At 54.8% G+C, this 16256-nt stretch carries 16 protein-coding genes and 2 tRNA genes; 9 read left to right on the top strand and 9 right to left on the bottom strand.

Features of this window, described 5'->3' with window-relative positions:
• Positions 1–58 precede the first annotated feature (58 nt).
• Positions 59–134, bottom strand: a tRNA-Asn gene (locus tag ACW17M_RS08345).
• Between the two features lie 93 nt (positions 135–227).
• Positions 228–303 (bottom strand) — tRNA-Asn (locus ACW17M_RS08340).
• A 198-nt stretch (positions 304–501) separates the two neighbouring features.
• Here ACW17M_RS08340 and miaB point away from each other — a divergent pair.
• The 5 genes from miaB to lnt all read left to right on the top strand — a co-directional run bounded on the left by miaB (position 502) and on the right by lnt (position 6316).
• On the top strand, positions 502–1845 hold the full coding sequence (miaB, locus tag ACW17M_RS08335; protein WP_141440837.1) for a tRNA (N6-isopentenyl adenosine(37)-C2)-methylthiotransferase MiaB: 1344 nt from the start codon (positions 502–504) through the stop codon (positions 1843–1845).
• A 285-nt stretch (positions 1846–2130) separates the two neighbouring features.
• Entirely contained in the window at positions 2131–3210 is a 1080-nt protein-coding gene (locus ACW17M_RS08330) for a PhoH family protein (RefSeq protein WP_009288233.1), read from the top strand.
• Entirely contained in the window at positions 3207–3692 is a 486-nt protein-coding gene (gene ybeY / locus ACW17M_RS08325) for an rRNA maturation RNase YbeY (protein ID WP_009288232.1), read from the top strand. Before ACW17M_RS08330 ends, ybeY begins: the two co-directional genes overlap by 4 nt.
• Positions 3693–3871: 179 nt before the next feature.
• Positions 3872–4771, top strand: coding sequence for an HlyC/CorC family transporter (locus ACW17M_RS08320; protein WP_009288231.1), 900 nt, complete (start codon positions 3872–3874; stop codon positions 4769–4771).
• A 63-nt stretch (positions 4772–4834) separates the two neighbouring features.
• Positions 4835–6316 (top strand): apolipoprotein N-acyltransferase, encoded by a 1482-nt coding sequence (gene lnt, locus ACW17M_RS08315; protein ID WP_190372848.1) that lies wholly within the window; start codon positions 4835–4837, stop codon positions 6314–6316.
• Positions 6317–6441: 125 nt separating this feature from the next.
• On the opposite strand, the gene ACW17M_RS08310 is transcribed toward lnt, so the two are convergent.
• Positions 6442–7503: an NAD(P)-dependent alcohol dehydrogenase gene (locus tag ACW17M_RS08310; protein WP_457547216.1), complete on the bottom strand. Its 1062-nt coding sequence runs from the start codon at positions 7501–7503 to the stop codon at positions 6442–6444.
• Between the two features lie 220 nt (positions 7504–7723).
• On the opposite strand from ACW17M_RS08310, the gene ACW17M_RS08305 reads away from it, so the two are divergent.
• Positions 7724–8617: an AraC family transcriptional regulator gene (locus ACW17M_RS08305; protein ID WP_039860276.1), complete on the top strand. Its 894-nt coding sequence runs from the start codon at positions 7724–7726 to the stop codon at positions 8615–8617.
• A gap of 20 nt (positions 8618–8637) precedes the next feature.
• Here the strand turns inward: ACW17M_RS08305 and ACW17M_RS08300 are convergent, their stop codons facing one another.
• Complete coding sequence (locus tag ACW17M_RS08300) at positions 8638–9063, bottom strand: VOC family protein (protein WP_022522552.1); 426 nt, start codon at positions 9061–9063, stop codon at positions 8638–8640.
• A 134-nt stretch (positions 9064–9197) separates the two neighbouring features.
• Here ACW17M_RS08300 and ACW17M_RS08295 point away from each other — a divergent pair, with 134 nt between their 5' ends.
• Both ACW17M_RS08295 and ACW17M_RS08290 read left to right on the top strand, forming a co-directional pair.
• Positions 9198–10082: a LysR family transcriptional regulator gene (locus ACW17M_RS08295; RefSeq protein WP_009288228.1), complete on the top strand. Its 885-nt coding sequence runs from the start codon at positions 9198–9200 to the stop codon at positions 10080–10082.
• Between the two features lie 32 nt (positions 10083–10114).
• Positions 10115–10348, top strand: coding sequence for a DUF3820 family protein (locus ACW17M_RS08290; RefSeq protein ID WP_022522550.1), 234 nt, complete (start codon positions 10115–10117; stop codon positions 10346–10348).
• On the opposite strand, the gene ACW17M_RS08285 is transcribed toward ACW17M_RS08290, so the two are convergent.
• Positions 10345–10704, bottom strand: a complete 360-nt coding sequence (locus ACW17M_RS08285; RefSeq protein WP_230803114.1) for a hypothetical protein — start codon at positions 10702–10704, stop codon at positions 10345–10347. The two genes, ACW17M_RS08290 and ACW17M_RS08285, sit on opposite strands and share 4 nt — an antisense overlap.
• Positions 10705–10815: 111 nt before the next feature.
• Here ACW17M_RS08285 and ACW17M_RS08280 point away from each other — a divergent pair, with 111 nt between their 5' ends.
• The gene (locus tag ACW17M_RS08280) at positions 10816–11583 is read left to right on the top strand and encodes a DUF1499 domain-containing protein (RefSeq protein ID WP_009288227.1); all 768 of its coding nucleotides are present in this window, start codon (positions 10816–10818) and stop codon (positions 11581–11583) included.
• A 29-nt stretch (positions 11584–11612) separates the two neighbouring features.
• On the opposite strand, the gene ACW17M_RS08275 is transcribed toward ACW17M_RS08280, so the two are convergent.
• The 4 genes from ACW17M_RS08275 to ACW17M_RS08260 form a co-directional block, all read right to left on the bottom strand.
• Positions 11613–11975, bottom strand: a complete 363-nt coding sequence (locus tag ACW17M_RS08275) for a ribbon-helix-helix domain-containing protein (protein ID WP_027960044.1) — start codon at positions 11973–11975, stop codon at positions 11613–11615.
• Positions 11976–12114: 139 nt separating this feature from the next.
• Positions 12115–12684, bottom strand: coding sequence for a DJ-1/PfpI family protein (locus ACW17M_RS08270; protein ID WP_022522546.1), 570 nt, complete (start codon positions 12682–12684; stop codon positions 12115–12117).
• 111 nt (positions 12685–12795) lie between these two features.
• Complete coding sequence (locus ACW17M_RS08265; protein ID WP_009288225.1) at positions 12796–14895, bottom strand: methyl-accepting chemotaxis protein; 2100 nt, start codon at positions 14893–14895, stop codon at positions 12796–12798.
• A gap of 45 nt (positions 14896–14940) precedes the next feature.
• Complete coding sequence (locus tag ACW17M_RS08260; RefSeq protein ID WP_230803113.1) at positions 14941–16062, bottom strand: ABC transporter substrate-binding protein; 1122 nt, start codon at positions 16060–16062, stop codon at positions 14941–14943.
• Between the last annotated feature and the right edge of the window lie 194 nt (positions 16063–16256).

Below are 16256 nucleotides of genomic sequence, written 5' to 3'. Positions count from 1 at the left end.
GGCATATCTTAAACAGCTAGCTAATGCGCAGTACCTGTGAAGTACTGATGTGATAACTTGGCTCCTCGAGCAGGACTCGAACCTGCGACCCAATGATTAACAGTCATTTGCTCTACCAACTGAGCTATCGAGGAACATCTTAAGCTATTTTTTCATAAGCGCTGTCTTTTCAAACGCTATCGTGTTTAAAGCGAAACCAAAATTGCTAATAACTTCCAGCAATTGATTGGCTCCTCGAGCAGGACTCGAACCTGCGACCCAATGATTAACAGTCATTTGCTCTACCAACTGAGCTATCGAGGAACTGCTCAAACACGGTGCGTAGTATACCCATAGAATCGTGAGGGTCAAGTATCGATTATGGATGAACGCTAGCCGCTGGTTTCTTGTATCCGTATAATGCGCCAACTAACGATAGCGGTTCGGGCACTATCACTGCCGACCGCACGACGACACTCCATTCATCCTCGTCCCCCGACGACTCATAGATGACAGGTACCGATGGCGAAGAAGCTCTTCATCAAAACGCACGGCTGCCAAATGAACGAGTACGACTCCTCCCGCATGGCGGATCTACTCGGCGAATCTCACCAGCTCGAACTCACTGATAATGAGCGTGAAGCCGATGTCATTCTGTTAAACACCTGCTCGATTCGCGAAAAAGCGCAGGAAAAAGTTTTTCATCAGCTGGGACGCTGGAAAAAACTTAAAGACGCCAATCCCAACCTGGTGATTGGCGTGGGCGGCTGCGTGGCAAGCCAGGAAGGCGAAGCCATTCGCAAGCGCGCGCCTCACGTGGACATGGTGTTCGGGCCGCAAACCCTGCACCGCGTACCCTCAATGCTGGATGCCCGCAGCAATAACCAGATTGCGGCGGTAGATGTCACCTTTCCCGAAATCGAGAAATTCGACCACCTGCCCAAGCCCTCTTCCGATGGCGCAACGGCGTTTGTGTCGATCATGGAAGGTTGCTCAAAGTACTGCACCTTCTGCGTGGTGCCCTACACCCGCGGTGAAGAAGTCTCGCGCCCCTTTGAGGCGGTAATGGATGAAGTCATTCACCTTTCCGACCAGGGCGTGCGCGAGATCAACCTGTTGGGCCAGAACGTCAATGCCTACCGCGGTGAAAACCAGCTTGGCGATGAAATCGACCTGGCCGAACTGATTGCCTGCGTTGCGGCGGTTGAGGGCATTGACCGCATCCGCTTTACCACCTCACACCCGGTGGAGTTTACCGACAGCCTAGTTGACGCCTTTGCCGATATCCCTGAGCTGGTGAGCCACCTTCACCTGCCGGTACAGTCGGGTTCAGACCGTATTCTTACTGCCATGAAGCGCGGGCATACGGCGGCCGAATACATTGAAAAGATGGAGCGCATCCGCGCCAATCGCCCGGACATCAGCTTCTCTTCTGACTTCATCATCGGCTTCCCCGGCGAAACAGAAGAAGATTTTGAAGCGACGATGAATTTAATTCATCAAATCGGCTTCGATCATTCGTTCAGCTTCGTTTACTCCGCACGCCCCGGCACACCTGCTTCTGGCCTGCCGGATGAAACACCGGAGAGTGTCAAAAAGCAGCGTCTGGCGATTCTGCAGGAGCGGATCATTCAGCAAACCGCGCAAATTAGCCGCCGCATGGTCGGCAGCACACAGCGTGTACTGGTTAACGGCTTTTCGCCCCGCGACCCCGGCCAGCTCTCAGGGCGTACCGAGAATAACCGAGTGGTTAACTTCCGCGCTGCCAACCCCACCGAACTAATCGGCTACTTTGTCGATGTAGAGATCACCGAGGCATTTCCCAATTCGCTACGCGGTGAGCTTGCCTCACCTGAGCGCTATTGATTGTTTAACGCATTTATAAATGCCCGATAACGAGTGCGAGAGCAGGTTGAAGCGAGGGTCTTTTGCCAGGGCCGGAAAGGGTTCCCAACAATTCCGGCATTTCCGCCATCCATGGCGGTCAGATGGCAAAAGTAGCGCCCAAGGAAGGGTTCACAGCGCCCTCGCGGAAACCTGCTCTCGGCACCGTACTGTATAAAGTACCTTTCAGTTAGCATAGATCATTGCCCCGCTTCTGGCGGGGCAGTAAGCTGAACGATACACACACTAACGAGGGGTTTCCCACTCTTGAGCCAGCCAACACCTCAGGCCAATCGCATCATCACCTTAAGCCTTGAACCCAATGATCCGCAGCGCCTTGCTAGCCTTTGCGGCCAGCAGGACGAGCATTTGAAGCTGATTGAAAGCCGCCTAGATGTGACGCTGCGCAACCGGGGCAATGTGTTCCAACTGGCGGGCCCAGCCAACCGCATCAAAGCAGCGGCGAACGTGTTGGAACACCTCTATCGCGAAACAGCGGCGAGCGAACTTGAGGCCGACACTGTGCACCTGTTCCTGCAAGAGTCTGGGCTTGAAGCGCTGGAAGAGGAAGCTGACGGCGTCGGCAGCAGCGATGAAGTGATCATGCGCACCCCACGCACCATGATCAAACCGCGCGGGCTCAACCAGCAGCGCTACGTATCCAGTATCCGCGAACACGATATCAATTTCGGCATTGGCCCTGCGGGTACCGGTAAAACCTACCTCGCTGTTGCCGCCGCGGTTGAGGCACTCAACCAACAGGAAGTACGCCGCATCCTGCTCGTGCGCCCGGCGGTGGAAGCGGGTGAAAAACTTGGCTTCTTGCCCGGCGACCTGGCCCAGAAAATCGATCCCTACCTGCGGCCCCTTTACGATGCCCTGTATGAAATGATTGGCTTCGAGCAGGTGGCAAAACTGATTGAGCGTCAGGTGATTGAGATTGCCCCGCTGGCCTATATGCGTGGCCGCACACTCAATAACTCCTACATCATTCTGGATGAGAGCCAGAACACCACCCCGGAGCAGATGAAAATGTTCCTGACCCGGATTGGCTTTGGCTCCACCGCCGTGATTACCGGCGACGTGACCCAGGTCGATCTCCCCAAAGGCCAGCGTTCAGGGCTGATTCAGGTGCTCGACGTGTTGAAAGACACTCAAGGCATCGGCGTCACCCACTTTGCCGCCAAGGATGTGGTACGCCACCCGCTGGTACAGCGCATTATCGAAGCCTACGATATGTTCGAATCCCAGCAGGAAGTGGAAGAGCGTGCTCGCCGCGAGGCACGCCAGCAAGAGCGTGACGCACGTATGCAGGCACGCGAAGACGCATGGGATAGTTCGCGATGAGCGAGGCCATTGAAGTCATCGTTGATCGTCAGGCGGCGATTGACGAACCACTGCTACCCAGCCTGCCACAGCTCACCCAATGGGTGGGCTGTGTGTTTGCCCACCACCCTGACGATCAGCGTCTTGAAGTGACTATTCGCTTTGTGGATGAGCTTGAAAGCCAAACGCTCAACCGTGATTACCGCGGCAAAGACAAAACCACCAACGTGCTGTCATTCCCTTTTGAGAGCCCGCCGGGTGTGGATTTACCGTTACTCGGCGACCTGGTGATTTGCCATGCCGTGGTGGCCAAAGAAGCCAACGAGCAAAACAAGTCGATCGAGCACCACTACGCCCATATGGTCGTGCATGGCATCTTGCATTTAATGGGCTACGATCATATTGATGATCACGAGGCCGAGGAAATGGAGCAGTTTGAGCGCGAGCTGTTAGCCGAGCTAAGCATTCCTGATCCGTATGCTGACAGCCCCCCCGCTCAATAGGGAACACGCTTAGCCCCTTACCTCTTTATTATTTAGCGGTGAGTGCGTTAAATCACGTAACAACTAATCTGGTACTATCCCCCGTTTCAGTGATAAAACAGCTACCTGACGACATGGTTTATATAACGATGTCGTCAACGAGATAGCAACTGTCTGCCCGCAAACGAGAGAATTGACGCATGAGCGAAGACCGATCGAGCAACCCCAATCAAAAATCCTGGCTCGAGAAACTCTTTGGCGCCCTTTCCGGAGACAATGACGAACCCAGCTCACGCGATGAGCTGATGACGTTTTTACGCCATACCGCAGGGAAATTAAAGCTGGATCAAGACGCCATTATGATCATCGAAGGGGCGCTTGATATCAGCGATCAGCAGGTTCGTGAAGTGCTAATACCTCGCTCCCAGGTCTCAGCCATCGCTCTGGATCAAACCAGCGACGGCTACCTACCACTGATTCAGGAAACCGGCCACTCCCGCTACCCGGTGATTGGCGAAAATCTGGACGATGTAAAAGGCATTCTGCTGGTAAAAGATTTACTCCCCCTGCTCTCCCAGACACAGGCCCAGCGTGATGCGTTCAAGTTAGATGACATTTTGCGCCCCGCGATGTTTATCCCTGAATCAAAACGGCTAAACAGCCTACTCAAAGAGTTTCGGGATACCCACAATCACATGGCAGTGGTGGTGGATGAATACGGCGGCACCGCGGGCATTATCACCATCGAAGATATTCTTGAGCAGATCGTTGGCGACATCGAAGATGAGCACGATACCGATGAAGAGGACGATATCCGCGAAATAGAGAATGGCCGCTACGCCATTCGCGCACTGACCCCCATCGAAGATTTCAACGAACGCTTTGACACCGAGTTCTCTGACGATGAGTTCGATACCGTTGGCGGCCTGGTAATGCAGCAGTTTGGCCATCTACCGCGGCGCGGTGAACACACCATTCTGGGCGGCTGGCGGTTTGTGATTCTCAATGCCGACACCCGACGCATCCGTCTACTCGAAGCCTATCGCGACACCCGCCGCGATGACGAAGAGGATGATGACCAGGAGAACAAGCCAGCCTAGGCGCTTGTTGTCGCGCTGTTTTCTCTCCACTCCCTCGCACTTTACCGTAGATAGGTTATCGCTATGGGTTTACCCCCCGCGTTTTTGTTACAGCTGCTTGCCGCCCTGGTGGCGGGCGGTTTCACCACCCTAACGGCTTCCCCTTTTGAGCTTTGGTGGCTTGGCCCGGTGGCCATTGGCTTACTCTATGTGGGCCTGCACACTTTAACCCCCGCCCAGGCGGCCCTGAAGGGCTGGTTATACGGTGTGGCACTGTTCGCCAGCGGCACCTCTTGGGTGTATGTCTCTATCCACGACTATGGCTACACCGGTGTACCGCTAGCTGTTTTCCTAACAGCGCTGTTTGTGACGATTCTGGCGCTGTTTTTTGCCGGCACTTTCTGGCTCTACCGGCGCTTCACCTCCGCCCGACTTGCGTTTATCAGCTTTGCTGGCGCCTGGGTACTGGGCGAGGTGCTACGCACCTACTTGTTTACCGGCTTTCCCTGGCTGTTGCTGGGCTCTGGCTACGTCGACTCGCCGCTGGCTGCCTGGGCACCCGTTGGCGGCGTCTACCTGCTCTCGCTGCTGGTCGCACTTAGCGGTGCGCTTGGCGCTGAACTACTGCTGCGCCGTCAGTGGTGGACACTTGCGCCACTGGCGGCTATTTGGCTAATTCCCTTGGCACTCCCCCATCAGTGGACCACGCCTGTGGACGAGCCCACGCGCGTGGCACTGCTACAGGGCAACCTGCCGCAGTTGCTGAAGTGGACGCCCGAAGGGCAGCGCACGGCGGCGAATACCTATAGCAACCTCACCCGCGAAGTCGCCGATGAGGTTGACCTGATCATCTGGCCAGAAACCGCCCTGCCAATGATGGAGACCCAGGCTCGCCCGGTGCTGGAGCGGGTGCAAGCGAACCTACCGCCCGACGTCGCTCTGCTCACCGGCATCGTTCAGCGCGACGAGCAGGAGCGTTACTTCAATAGCGTGATTGGCGTCGGCGACGTAGAGGGCAGCTACCAGAAAGAACACCTGGTGCCTTTTGGTGAGTACCTGCCGCTGGAGAGTGTACTCCGCGGGGCGATTGATTTTTTTGACCTGCCCATGTCGACCTTTACCAAAGGTGAGCATGAGCAAACACCGATGCAGGCCGCCGGGATTCATATTGGTAACGCTATTTGCTATGAGATCATCTACCCACAGCTAGTCGCCCGCCGAGCCCAAGACAGCGGTGTCATCATGACGGTGTCTAACGACACCTGGTTTGGCGCCTCAATTGGCCCCCACCAGCATCTGCAGATGGCACGCCTACGCGCGCTAGAGAATGGACGCTATGTGATCCGCGCCACCAGCAATGGCATTACCGCTATTATCGATTCCAGTGGGCGCATTGTTGAACGCGCGCCGCAGTTTGAGACAACCACGCTCACCGGTGAGTTTTACGCCATGGAGGGTCTAACGCCTTTCACCCGCTTGGGTAGCTGGCCAGCTTGGCTGTTAGCAGGCTTGATGCTCTTGCCCGGCGTGGTGGCAGCAAGAGTCACACGCCAACCACGAAGTTGAAACGCCTCAGGCGCTAAAGTGGCTAGCTAGAAAAACGGCCCGAGTCCTCTGCAGGACTCGGGCCGTTTTGTTTTGCTCCAGCTACCTACCTGAGTGGATAGATAGGCAGCTAGACAATCCGTTATTTAGGCTGCACTGTTTTTTAGCGTGGCCATATCAATCACGAAACGATAGCGCACATCGCCTTTTTCCATGCGCTCAAAACCTTCGTTAATGTTATTGATATCGAGCATCTCGATATCACAGGTAATGCCCTGATCGGCGCACAGCTTGAGCAGCTCTTCAGTCTCCGCAATGCCACCAATTAGTGAACCGGCAACCACACGACGCTTAAAGACCAAATTGAACGCTTCAATAGCAGGCTCAATAGGCTCTAACAAGCCGACAATGATATGGGTACCGTCATACTTCAACGACGTTAGGTAGGGGTTTAGATCGTGTTGGACAGGTACGGTGTCGAGCATGAAATCAAAGGTTTCAGCCACGGCATCCATTTGTGCCTGGTCGCTGGAAACCACCACGTGGTCTGCACCGTTACGCTTCGCTTCTTCAACCTTGGCGTCGGAACGGGTGAACACCGTGACTTCAGCGCCCAACGCTTTGGCCAATTTAACGCCCATGTGGCCTAAGCCACCCATACCGATCACACCGACTTTATGGCCTTTGCCCACGCCGTGATGCTTGAGCGGTGAGTAAGTCGTTACACCGGCGCATAGAATCGGCGCCGCTGAGGCCAGATCAATACCATCAGGCATCTGTAGCACAAAGTGCTCGCTCACCACGATGGAATCGGAGTAGCCCCCCTGGGTTAGGGTGCCATCCTGACGATCTTCGCTGCCGTAGGTCATGGTGAAGCTTTCCAGGCAGTACTGCTCTACGCCATCTTTACAGGCAGCACAGGTACGGCATGAATCGACCATGCAACCGACACCCACCAGGTCACCGGCTTTAAAACGCGATACTTTATCGCCCACAGAGGTCACGCGTCCGACAATCTCATGGCCAGGTACGACGGGATACTGGCTCATGCCCCAGTCATTGCGAGCAAAATGCAGATCGCTGTGGCAGACACCACAGTAGAGAATTTCGATGGCGACGTCATCGGGGCGCGGCTGGCGACGATCAAAAGTAAACGGTGCTAAGGGCTTATCGGCAGCGAATGCGGCGTAGGATAATGCTTGGCTCATCGGTGAAACTCCTTATCAGCAAAAGACTGCCATATAAATCAGCAGACATTTCCCCGCATGCGAGGTATGCCGATAGTATTCGCCTAATCAGTGATGATAGCGATGAACGAAGCTACGTCATTTTTGCCAAATACTCCGATAACACGTAATAAAATAACAAAAAATTGGCATAAATCATTATGATTATGCGAATTCCACTAGAAACCTAAGAGAAATCCTCATGACCTCCACCGCTCAGGCTGGCAATACGCTGGCTGCCGTTATCGCACCACTGGTTAAAAGCGACGGAATCAATAGCACATCACTGCCCGGCGTGTCGTTACTCTGTTTAAGCCGCCACCAGATTCGCACACCGCTGATCTATGAGCCAAGCCTGACCATCATTGCCCAGGGGCGTAAAATGGGTTATCTGGGTGATCGCGAAATCTATTACGACCCCGGCCACTACTTAGTGCAAACGCTACCACTGCCCTTTGAGTGCGAAACCTACGGCTCGCCGGAAGCCCCTTTGCTGGGTATATCGGTGCGCCTGGATCCGGCACTATTAAGCGAGATGGTGACAGCTATGGGCGATACCGGTCATCACGCCCAGGCACCGCTGCCAATGGCCTCGGTGGCCATGACAGAGGGCATGCAGGACGCCGTATGGCGCTTAGCGCGCACGCTAAACGTAGCGGTAGAGTGCAGCGCCATGGGCAACGCCCGCATTCGTGACGTGGTGTTTGAAGCGCTGAAGGGAGAACAGGGGCCTGCTTTACGGGCGCTCGTACTGGGGCATGGTAACTATTCACGCATTGTGCAGGTGCTCTCTAAGCTCCACACCCATTTTGCCGACGACTTTAGCGTGGAGCAGTTGGCAGCACAGGCCCATATGAGCCCCTCGACTTTTCACCAGCACTTTAAGCAAATTACCCGCTCATCACCGGCTCAGTACTTAAAGCGGTTGCGCCTAATCAAAGCGCAGCAGTTGCTGCTGCAGGATAATCACAACGTTAATCAGGCCGCTGCGGCGGTGGGTTACCGCAGCGTGCCTCAGTTTAGCCGTGACTATAAGCGCTACTTTGGTGAGCCCCCGCTTCAGCATCGCCGCCAGGAGCAAGCGTTACGCGCTTAAAACGAGATTTAATGCAGGGCTTATTTAGCAAACACCTGACTCATATCTTTAAACGCCTTGAACTCCAGGGCATTTCCGCAGGGGTCGAGCAGAAACATGGTGGCCTGCTCACCTACTTCGCCTTTAAAGCGAATATACGGCTCGATCACAAACTGCGTATCGCGCGATTTCAAGCGCTCGGCCAGGGCTTCCCACTCGTCCCACGCTAATATTACGCCAAAGTGCGGCACCGGGACGTTGTGCCCATCTACCGGATTAGTGTGGGCGCTCTCTTGCCCCGGCGTTTTGGGCTGCTCATGAATGACCAGTTGGTGGCCAAAGAAATTAAAGTCGACCCACTGCTCGCTGGAACGCCCCTCTTCCAGGCCAAACACATCATTATAAAACGCTCGCGCCAGCGCCACATCGTAAACGGGAATCGCCAGATGGAAGGGTGAAAGGCTCATGGTCATTCTCCACATTATTGGGTTTTATGAGGGTTAGCGGGCACTTTATGCAGCCCCGCTGTATTAATCCTAGGGCCGCTCATGGGAAAATAAAATCAATAACTATTTAGCTGATTCACAAAAAGGATTGATCAATGATCCGTGAGCTAAAAACGCTGATTGCGGTAGCACAGGAAGGCACCTTTGCCGCAGCGGGCAATAAAATTGGCCTGACTCAAGCGGCGGTAAGCGCACAAATGAAACGCCTCGAGGAAGAGTTGGGTATCCCACTGTTTGAGCGTAAAGGGCGTGCCGCCATCTTGACGCAGCGTGGGCAGGAAACGTTAAAGCAAGCTCATGCACTGCTCACCCTCTACAGCACGCTGGGTGCGACGACTGCAGGCCAAGCCACCACTCAACGGGTCAACATTGGGGCCATCGCGTCCATACAGCGCTCGCTACTGCCCGATGCGCTGGCGCGCTTTCATCACGCCTATAGCGAATGCCGCACCCGCGTGGTGCCTGGGCTCTCCATGGAGCTGGTGAATCAAGTCGACGCTGGGGAACTGGATATGGCGGTGATTATTCGCCCGCCCTTTTCGCTGCACAGCGATTTACGCTGGACGCCCCTTGCCCACGAGCCATTTCGTTTAATCGTGCCGCGCCATATTGAGGGCGATCACTGGCAGGAGCTGATCGCCCGCCAGCCATTTGTCCGCTACGACCGTGCTTCCTTTGGAGGACGGCAGGTCGAACGCTTTCTACGCGACAATCACTGCAATGTACGTGAAGTATGCGAAGTGGATGAACTGGAGGCCATCGTTAAACTGGTCGCCAAAGGGGTAGGCGTTGCTCTGGTGCCCCAAGCGATTGCACAGCAACCCTGGCCAGCGAAAGTGCGTGCGATTGATTTAGGCGAACGCACCTTTCACCGCGACATAGGGCTGATACATCCCAGTAGCGGCCATTTGAGCGAACCCGCCCGGGCGCTGGCCCAATTGATTGGCGAAATCGCTCAGCGGCCTGATAATGGCGCCTAAAATGTTTCGTTCAATATCAAAGGAGTAACTGCATGAAACCAGAGGATCTGGAAAAGCTAGTGACGCGTACCATGCCCTTTGGCAAGTACGAGGGTCGGCTTATCGCTGACCTTCCCGGCCCTTATTTAAACTGGTTCGCTCGGGAGGGGTTTCCCTCCGGGGAAATTGGCCAACTGCTGCATCTGATGCACGAAATTGATCATAATGGGCTTGGCCCGTTGCTTGACCCACTGCGAAAAACACCTAGCCAGCGTGGCGAAACTTAAGGCTGAACGTTTTTATCTGCGTTCTCACGCTCGTCAAGGGCACCCTGAAACTCAACACGGTAAGCGGCCTCGTGCTGTGCGGTATCCGCAGGAAAGCGGCCTAAGGTGACGGCTAGTTCAAAAAAGCCAGCCGCAGGTAAATCGCCGCCTCGCCGGCTGACCACCAGTGCTGCGATGAAAGGCTTCTGCTGTGCGGCGTCTTCGCGCATTAACTGCTCTAACGCCTGAGTGACTTGAGCGATAGTCCGCGGCGGTGTTAGCGCTAGCGCGCTAGCCACCTGCTGATATGTCATTGGCAGGGCGTCACGCGGTGCGCTGAGCAGTAGCTGGCGAAGAGCGGCTACGTTATCGGTCATATATATCCTATCGTCAGGTTTTAACACGTTCACATTGCCCATTGACCCAGTGTTTGTGCTAAGAAATAGTTGTGCTAAGAATAGCGAAATACGCTGTGATAAGGAGAGAACATGGTAACGCGACTAACAACGGTACGCCCTCGTGGAGGCCGTTGGCCAGGCGTGCTAGCTGGCTTAGCCATTTTGCTGCTAGCGGTGGCGACCCTAATGATGGCGGGCTCCGGGCCTGCTTATCGGGGCGAATTTATCAGCCTAGGCGAGGCGTTCAACTTACTCCGTAACGGCGTTTATGCCGCTGGAGGAGCAGTCGCGGTCAGTATTGTCACGCTACTGTTTAGCCTGCTGGTTCATCGCTCTAGGCCCGCCTTAATAGCCACGCTGGTTATCGTCGCCGCTGCTGCACTGCTTTACGTACCCTGGCAGCATTGGCAACGCGCTCAACAAGTGCCCGCGATTCACGACATCACCACCGATACGCAGAACCCTCCTGTCTTTGAAGCGTTAGCTGACGCACGAGAAGCGGCGCCTAACGCGGTTGACTACCCGGGCGACGCCACCGCTCAGCAGCAGCAAGCAGCCTACCCTTATATCAAGCCGCTGGTCTTGGACGAGGCCCCACAAATGGTACTCGCTGCCGCACAAGCTGAGGCCGAAGAGGCTGGCTGGCGGATCGCACGAATTACCGACAACCACATAGAAGCCACCGCGACCACGCGCTGGTTTGGCTTTGAGGATGATGTGGTCATTCGCCTAACCGAGCTTGAGAACGGAGTACAGGTGGATATGCGCTCGGCATCACGTCTGGGTGCCAGCGACGTGGGCACCAACGCAGCACGTATTGAAAAATTTTTAACGGCGCTGGAAGCGCGACTTGAGTGACCGCTTCAATAACGCCTTACTCACTCCCGTCAATGCAATGGATCACGTCTATTGCCGCCCTCGCGAGCTAAAATTTGCTCAGCATCCAGGGTGGCGATAGGCACTTGATGCTGGGTAGGAATATCACCCGTCAATTGAAGCGCCTGATAACGCAGAGCGCAAACGCGTAAAAACGAGGTAAAGTTACCCAAATCGTGTCCGGCGTCGATAGATTCATGATAAAGCCGAGTAATCATTTGGGCCGTGTTCATTCCATCACGCTGGGCAATCTCTTCGAGAATGTGCCAGAAGTAATTTTCCATTCGCACGCTGGTAACCATGCCATCTATACGCAGCGAGTGTGTCGCACTGCGCCACAGCTCTGGGTCGGCTTGAATAAACAGTTTACACATAGGCTGTCTCTCGGGGTGTTCGTAACCACACGCATTATCAGGAATCCTCTGATTAGAGCATAGCGGCAATTATTGGCACAGCAAACAAGAGCGCCCAGCGGGTGCTGGGCGCAAATTTCGTTAGGTTAGTGGGCCAAGCTCACTTATTCAGTAGCGCCATAAACTGCGCCAGCCAGGCTGGGTGGGCAGGCCATGCGGGGGCGGTGACCAGGTTGCCATCGGTTACCGCATCGGTCACTTCCAGGTTGGCAAAGTGGCCACCCGCAAGCTCTACTTCCGGCTGGCAGGCCGGGTAAGCGGAGCACTGCTTCCCTTCCAGTACTTTTGCAGCGGCTAATAGCTGAGCGCCGTGGCAAATCGCCGCCACGGGTTTATTGGTCTCAAAAAAGTGCTGAACCATGGTTAGCACCTCTTTGTTCAAACGAAGATATTCAGGTGCACGTCCACCAGGCACTACCAAGGCATCGTAATCGGCGGGATTAATGCTGGCAAAATCGGCATTCAGGGCAAAACGGTGGCCGGGCTTTTCGGAATAGGTTTGATCGCCTTCGAAGTCATGAATCGCCGTCGCCACAGTATCGCCCGAGGCTTTCCCGGGGCAAACTGCATCGACACGATGGCCGACTGCCATAAGTGCCTGAAATGGCACCATGGTTTCATAATCTTCAGTGAAATCGCCGGTGATCATTAAAATGCGCTTGCTGCTCATCTCAGTGCTCCTCTTGGTTATCTTATGGTTATTGATCGAGTGTTTGAGCACACGCAGGGCGTGTTAGATGAGACTAGCAAGCGCTTTCCGACAATAGGTAGTAATTGCTTACTACTGAGTCACTTTCTCCTGCTGCGGAAGCGCTAGATGCCGTTGCCCTGCCGCGTCGCCGACCCGAAAGCGCCCTACCAGTGAATGCATATCACCGGCACGATCATCCAGCGTATGGCTGGCAGTCGTCGCTTCTTGCACCAAGCGGGCGTTCTGGTGTGTCACCTGATCCAGCTGCGAAATTGCCTGGTTGATCTGATCAATACCAGCAGATTGCTCATGGGTCGCCCCAGCAATCTCGGTAACATAGCGCGTCACCTCTCCCAGGCTATCAATGATTTCCTGCAGGTGTTTGCTTGAGGCGTTTACCAGTTGCTCACCCTCGCTTACCTTGGCGACACTGTCGTCTACCAAATGACGAATTTGGGCCGCTTCATCGGCGCTACGTCCCGCTAATTTGCGCACTTCTTGGGCCACTACGGCAAACCCACGGCCCTGCTCACCCGCTCGCGCCGCTTCAACAGAAGCGTTGAGCGCCAGCAAGTTGGTTTGAAAAGCGATATCGTCAATGGCTTTGATGATCGAGGTAATCTTTTCGCTCGCCTCGCGGATATCACCCATTGCCGCCGTGGTGCGCGTTGATACCTCACCAGCGGCACGGGCGCGCTGATCAACATTACCGCTAGCGTCTTTGGCTTGGTCAGCGTAATCAGCGGTCTGTTTCACCGTGGCCGTGATCTGCTCGAGGCTTGAAGCCGTTTCCGCCAACGATGCTGCCTGCTGGTCAGTACGCTGGGAGAGGTTTTCATTACCGGCGGCAATTTGTCGGCTGCTGGCTGCGATGGCTTCGGCACTTTCACGAATTTGTGCCACCATGCCTTCAAAAGTATTCATCATGTTGTTAAACGCTTGGGCAGTTTGGCCCACTTCATCATTGCGCTTAAGCTCTAGTCGCTTAGAAAGGTCAGCGTTTTCCCCTGCGGCTCCGCTGATGTTTTCCATTTGCTGGCGCATCGCCACTAGCGGGCCCAATACACGCACCATGGTACGCCAGCCAAAGATGGCAAGCAGCGCGATGACCGCCAGAGTAACCATAATCAGCAGTGAACGCCCGGCGTTGGCTAATGCTTCGGCCTGGGTCGCGGCGCTGTCCGCCTGAGCCACGGTAAATGCCTCCACGTCGCTCAGCGCCGTGCGCATCTGCGCCATGGCTTGGGCAACATTAGTGAGCGCCGCTTGCACCTGGGCGTTTAACTCTAACTGCTGTAAACGCAGCTCATAGACAGCGTTGTCATCGGATACCATCAACCCATCCAGCTCTACGATGACATCGTCTAGATCACTGATTTGCGCGCGCTGGTCTACTTCGGTGCTAGGCGCGTCGGCGATCGCCGCCAGTGATTGGCGAGCTAGACCCACCTGCTGGGCAATTTCATTGTGACGCAAATTGACCAGCGCATCGACGCTAGTCGTTTGCATCATCTGGCGGCCAAGATCTGACAGCTGCGCTAATGCCATGCGCGCATTGCCGCTCAGGCGTCCGATGTCCGCTTGCGCGGTAAACATATTGTCGAGCAATTGGGTCGGTAACGTGGTCATGCCATCTTCGCGCCAGGCTTCCACTAACTCGCGCTGTTCACGGTCACTGCGAACCTGTGCTAGCGCCGTCCGCCCGGCAATATCTTCGGCACTTAGTATTACTTGAGAAATAAGCGCTTGCATTGCACTGATGCGCTCAGCCATCTGGGTTTGTAGGCTCAGCTCTTCGCGGCGAACGGCTTCCAGCGCCGTATCTCCTTCCAGCAATGCTTGATAGTGGCTATCCAGCTCACTCAACCCTTGCGCTTGATCAACCCCATGGAGGCCTTGCCGTGCATCATTAAAACGCTCATCCAGTGCCGCTTGAGAGGTGGTCTCATCTAGATCAGTCACGCTTTCTGCGGCAAGCAAATCCGCATGGCGTTGACCAAATGCCCCCATGGTAAGCACCATGCCCATGCTGGCATCCTGAAGCGGCAATACTTCATTGGTAATATAACGCTGTGAGTCGATTAGCCGTTGGTTGGTCGTCCAACCGGTTGCCGCCAGCACCACAGCGCCTAGCACTGCGGCTAAGAACAGGCTGATCAACATCGCTCGAATACTTAAGGTTTTTTTCATTATCTGTTTTCACTTGTGTCAGGGGACAGACAGGTAACGTAAGCTTTAGGGCAACAGGCTTGCCCATTCCACCGACTCGAAACGGCCGTTTTTAATAATGGTTGGCCATACCGCATCACTGGCTTGATGGTCATTTGGCCCCAAGCTCAACGGCTCTTCCAAACCAATATCAACCGAGCCCAACCCAAGCAGACCATCCACAATCGCCTCACGGTCAGGGTTAGCACCGGCCGCTCTTACGCCCTCAACAAAGAGTTTTGCCGCCAAATAACCTTCCAGGGAAATAAAGTCAGGCTCACTACCACGGGCATGGGTTTCCAGCGCTTTGCGGTAGGCCTCAACGGCGGGCAGGTCAGCATTTAGCGGAGGGACGACTTGGGTAATAATGACGCCTTCCGCTAGATCGCCAAGTTCATCCATAAGTGCTTGGCTGCCCACAAAAGAAACGTTCAGAAATAGCGTATCAGGTAGGTCCTTTTTCGCTTCACGAATGAAGTCCGCTGCGGGGCCGTAAGTACCGACGATGATAACGGCGCGTGGTGTCACCGGCGCTTCCAGAATGGTCGCTAAGCCCTGGTGAATATTACGTGTACCGCGAGTAAAGCGGCCATGAGCCAGTGCCGCGATATTGTCGACGCCATGGGCAGTTAATGCCTGGGTGGCACCATTGTATCCTGCATCGCCAAAGCTATCGTTCTGCGTAAAGAAGGCGATCTCCTCGGGCAAAACACCTGCCTCCAACAGCCCGCCCACCATGGCGGCGGTTTCTTGTACATAGCTTGCCCGGTAGTTAATCACGTAGCGGTCAGGCGGCGTTTTGCGCAGCACACCCGCGCCAGTAAAAGCGCCATACAGAAGCGTTTCATATTCGTTAAAGATGGGAATAGTAACGGTGGCCGTCGGAGTGCCGACATTTCCGATCGCCGCGAGCACTTCATCCTCTTGAATCAACTGTCGGGTATTACTGGCGGCCTGCAGCGGTTTGTACTGATCATCCCGGGCAATTAACGCCAGGGTTTCACCATTAACCCCGCCTGCCTCGTTGACTTCGGCAAAGTAGGTCTCGATACCTTTTTGCATACCCAATCCTAGCGGTGCGGCCCCACCGCTGGAAGGAGCAACAATACCGAAACTCAGCTCTGCCTGCGCAAGAAGTGGAACAAACATTCCCACTGCTAATGCTATATTCAATAAGTATTTTCTTAATAAGACCTTTTGTGACAAGGCTTTTATTAACAACCCGATTCCCAATCGTTGCATTGATCTGCTCCTTGCTGGCTAGATCACTTCCCCACTACATAAATGGCAATATCGAATACGTGCAATGGTTAACACCGCACGCGTTCGAAATCACCAACCAG

The sequence above is a fragment of the Vreelandella sp. 2A-K22 genome, assembly GCF_054065485.1.
Note: the sequence above shows the minus strand (reverse complement) of the source record. Positions and strands in the feature narration are given on the sequence as shown.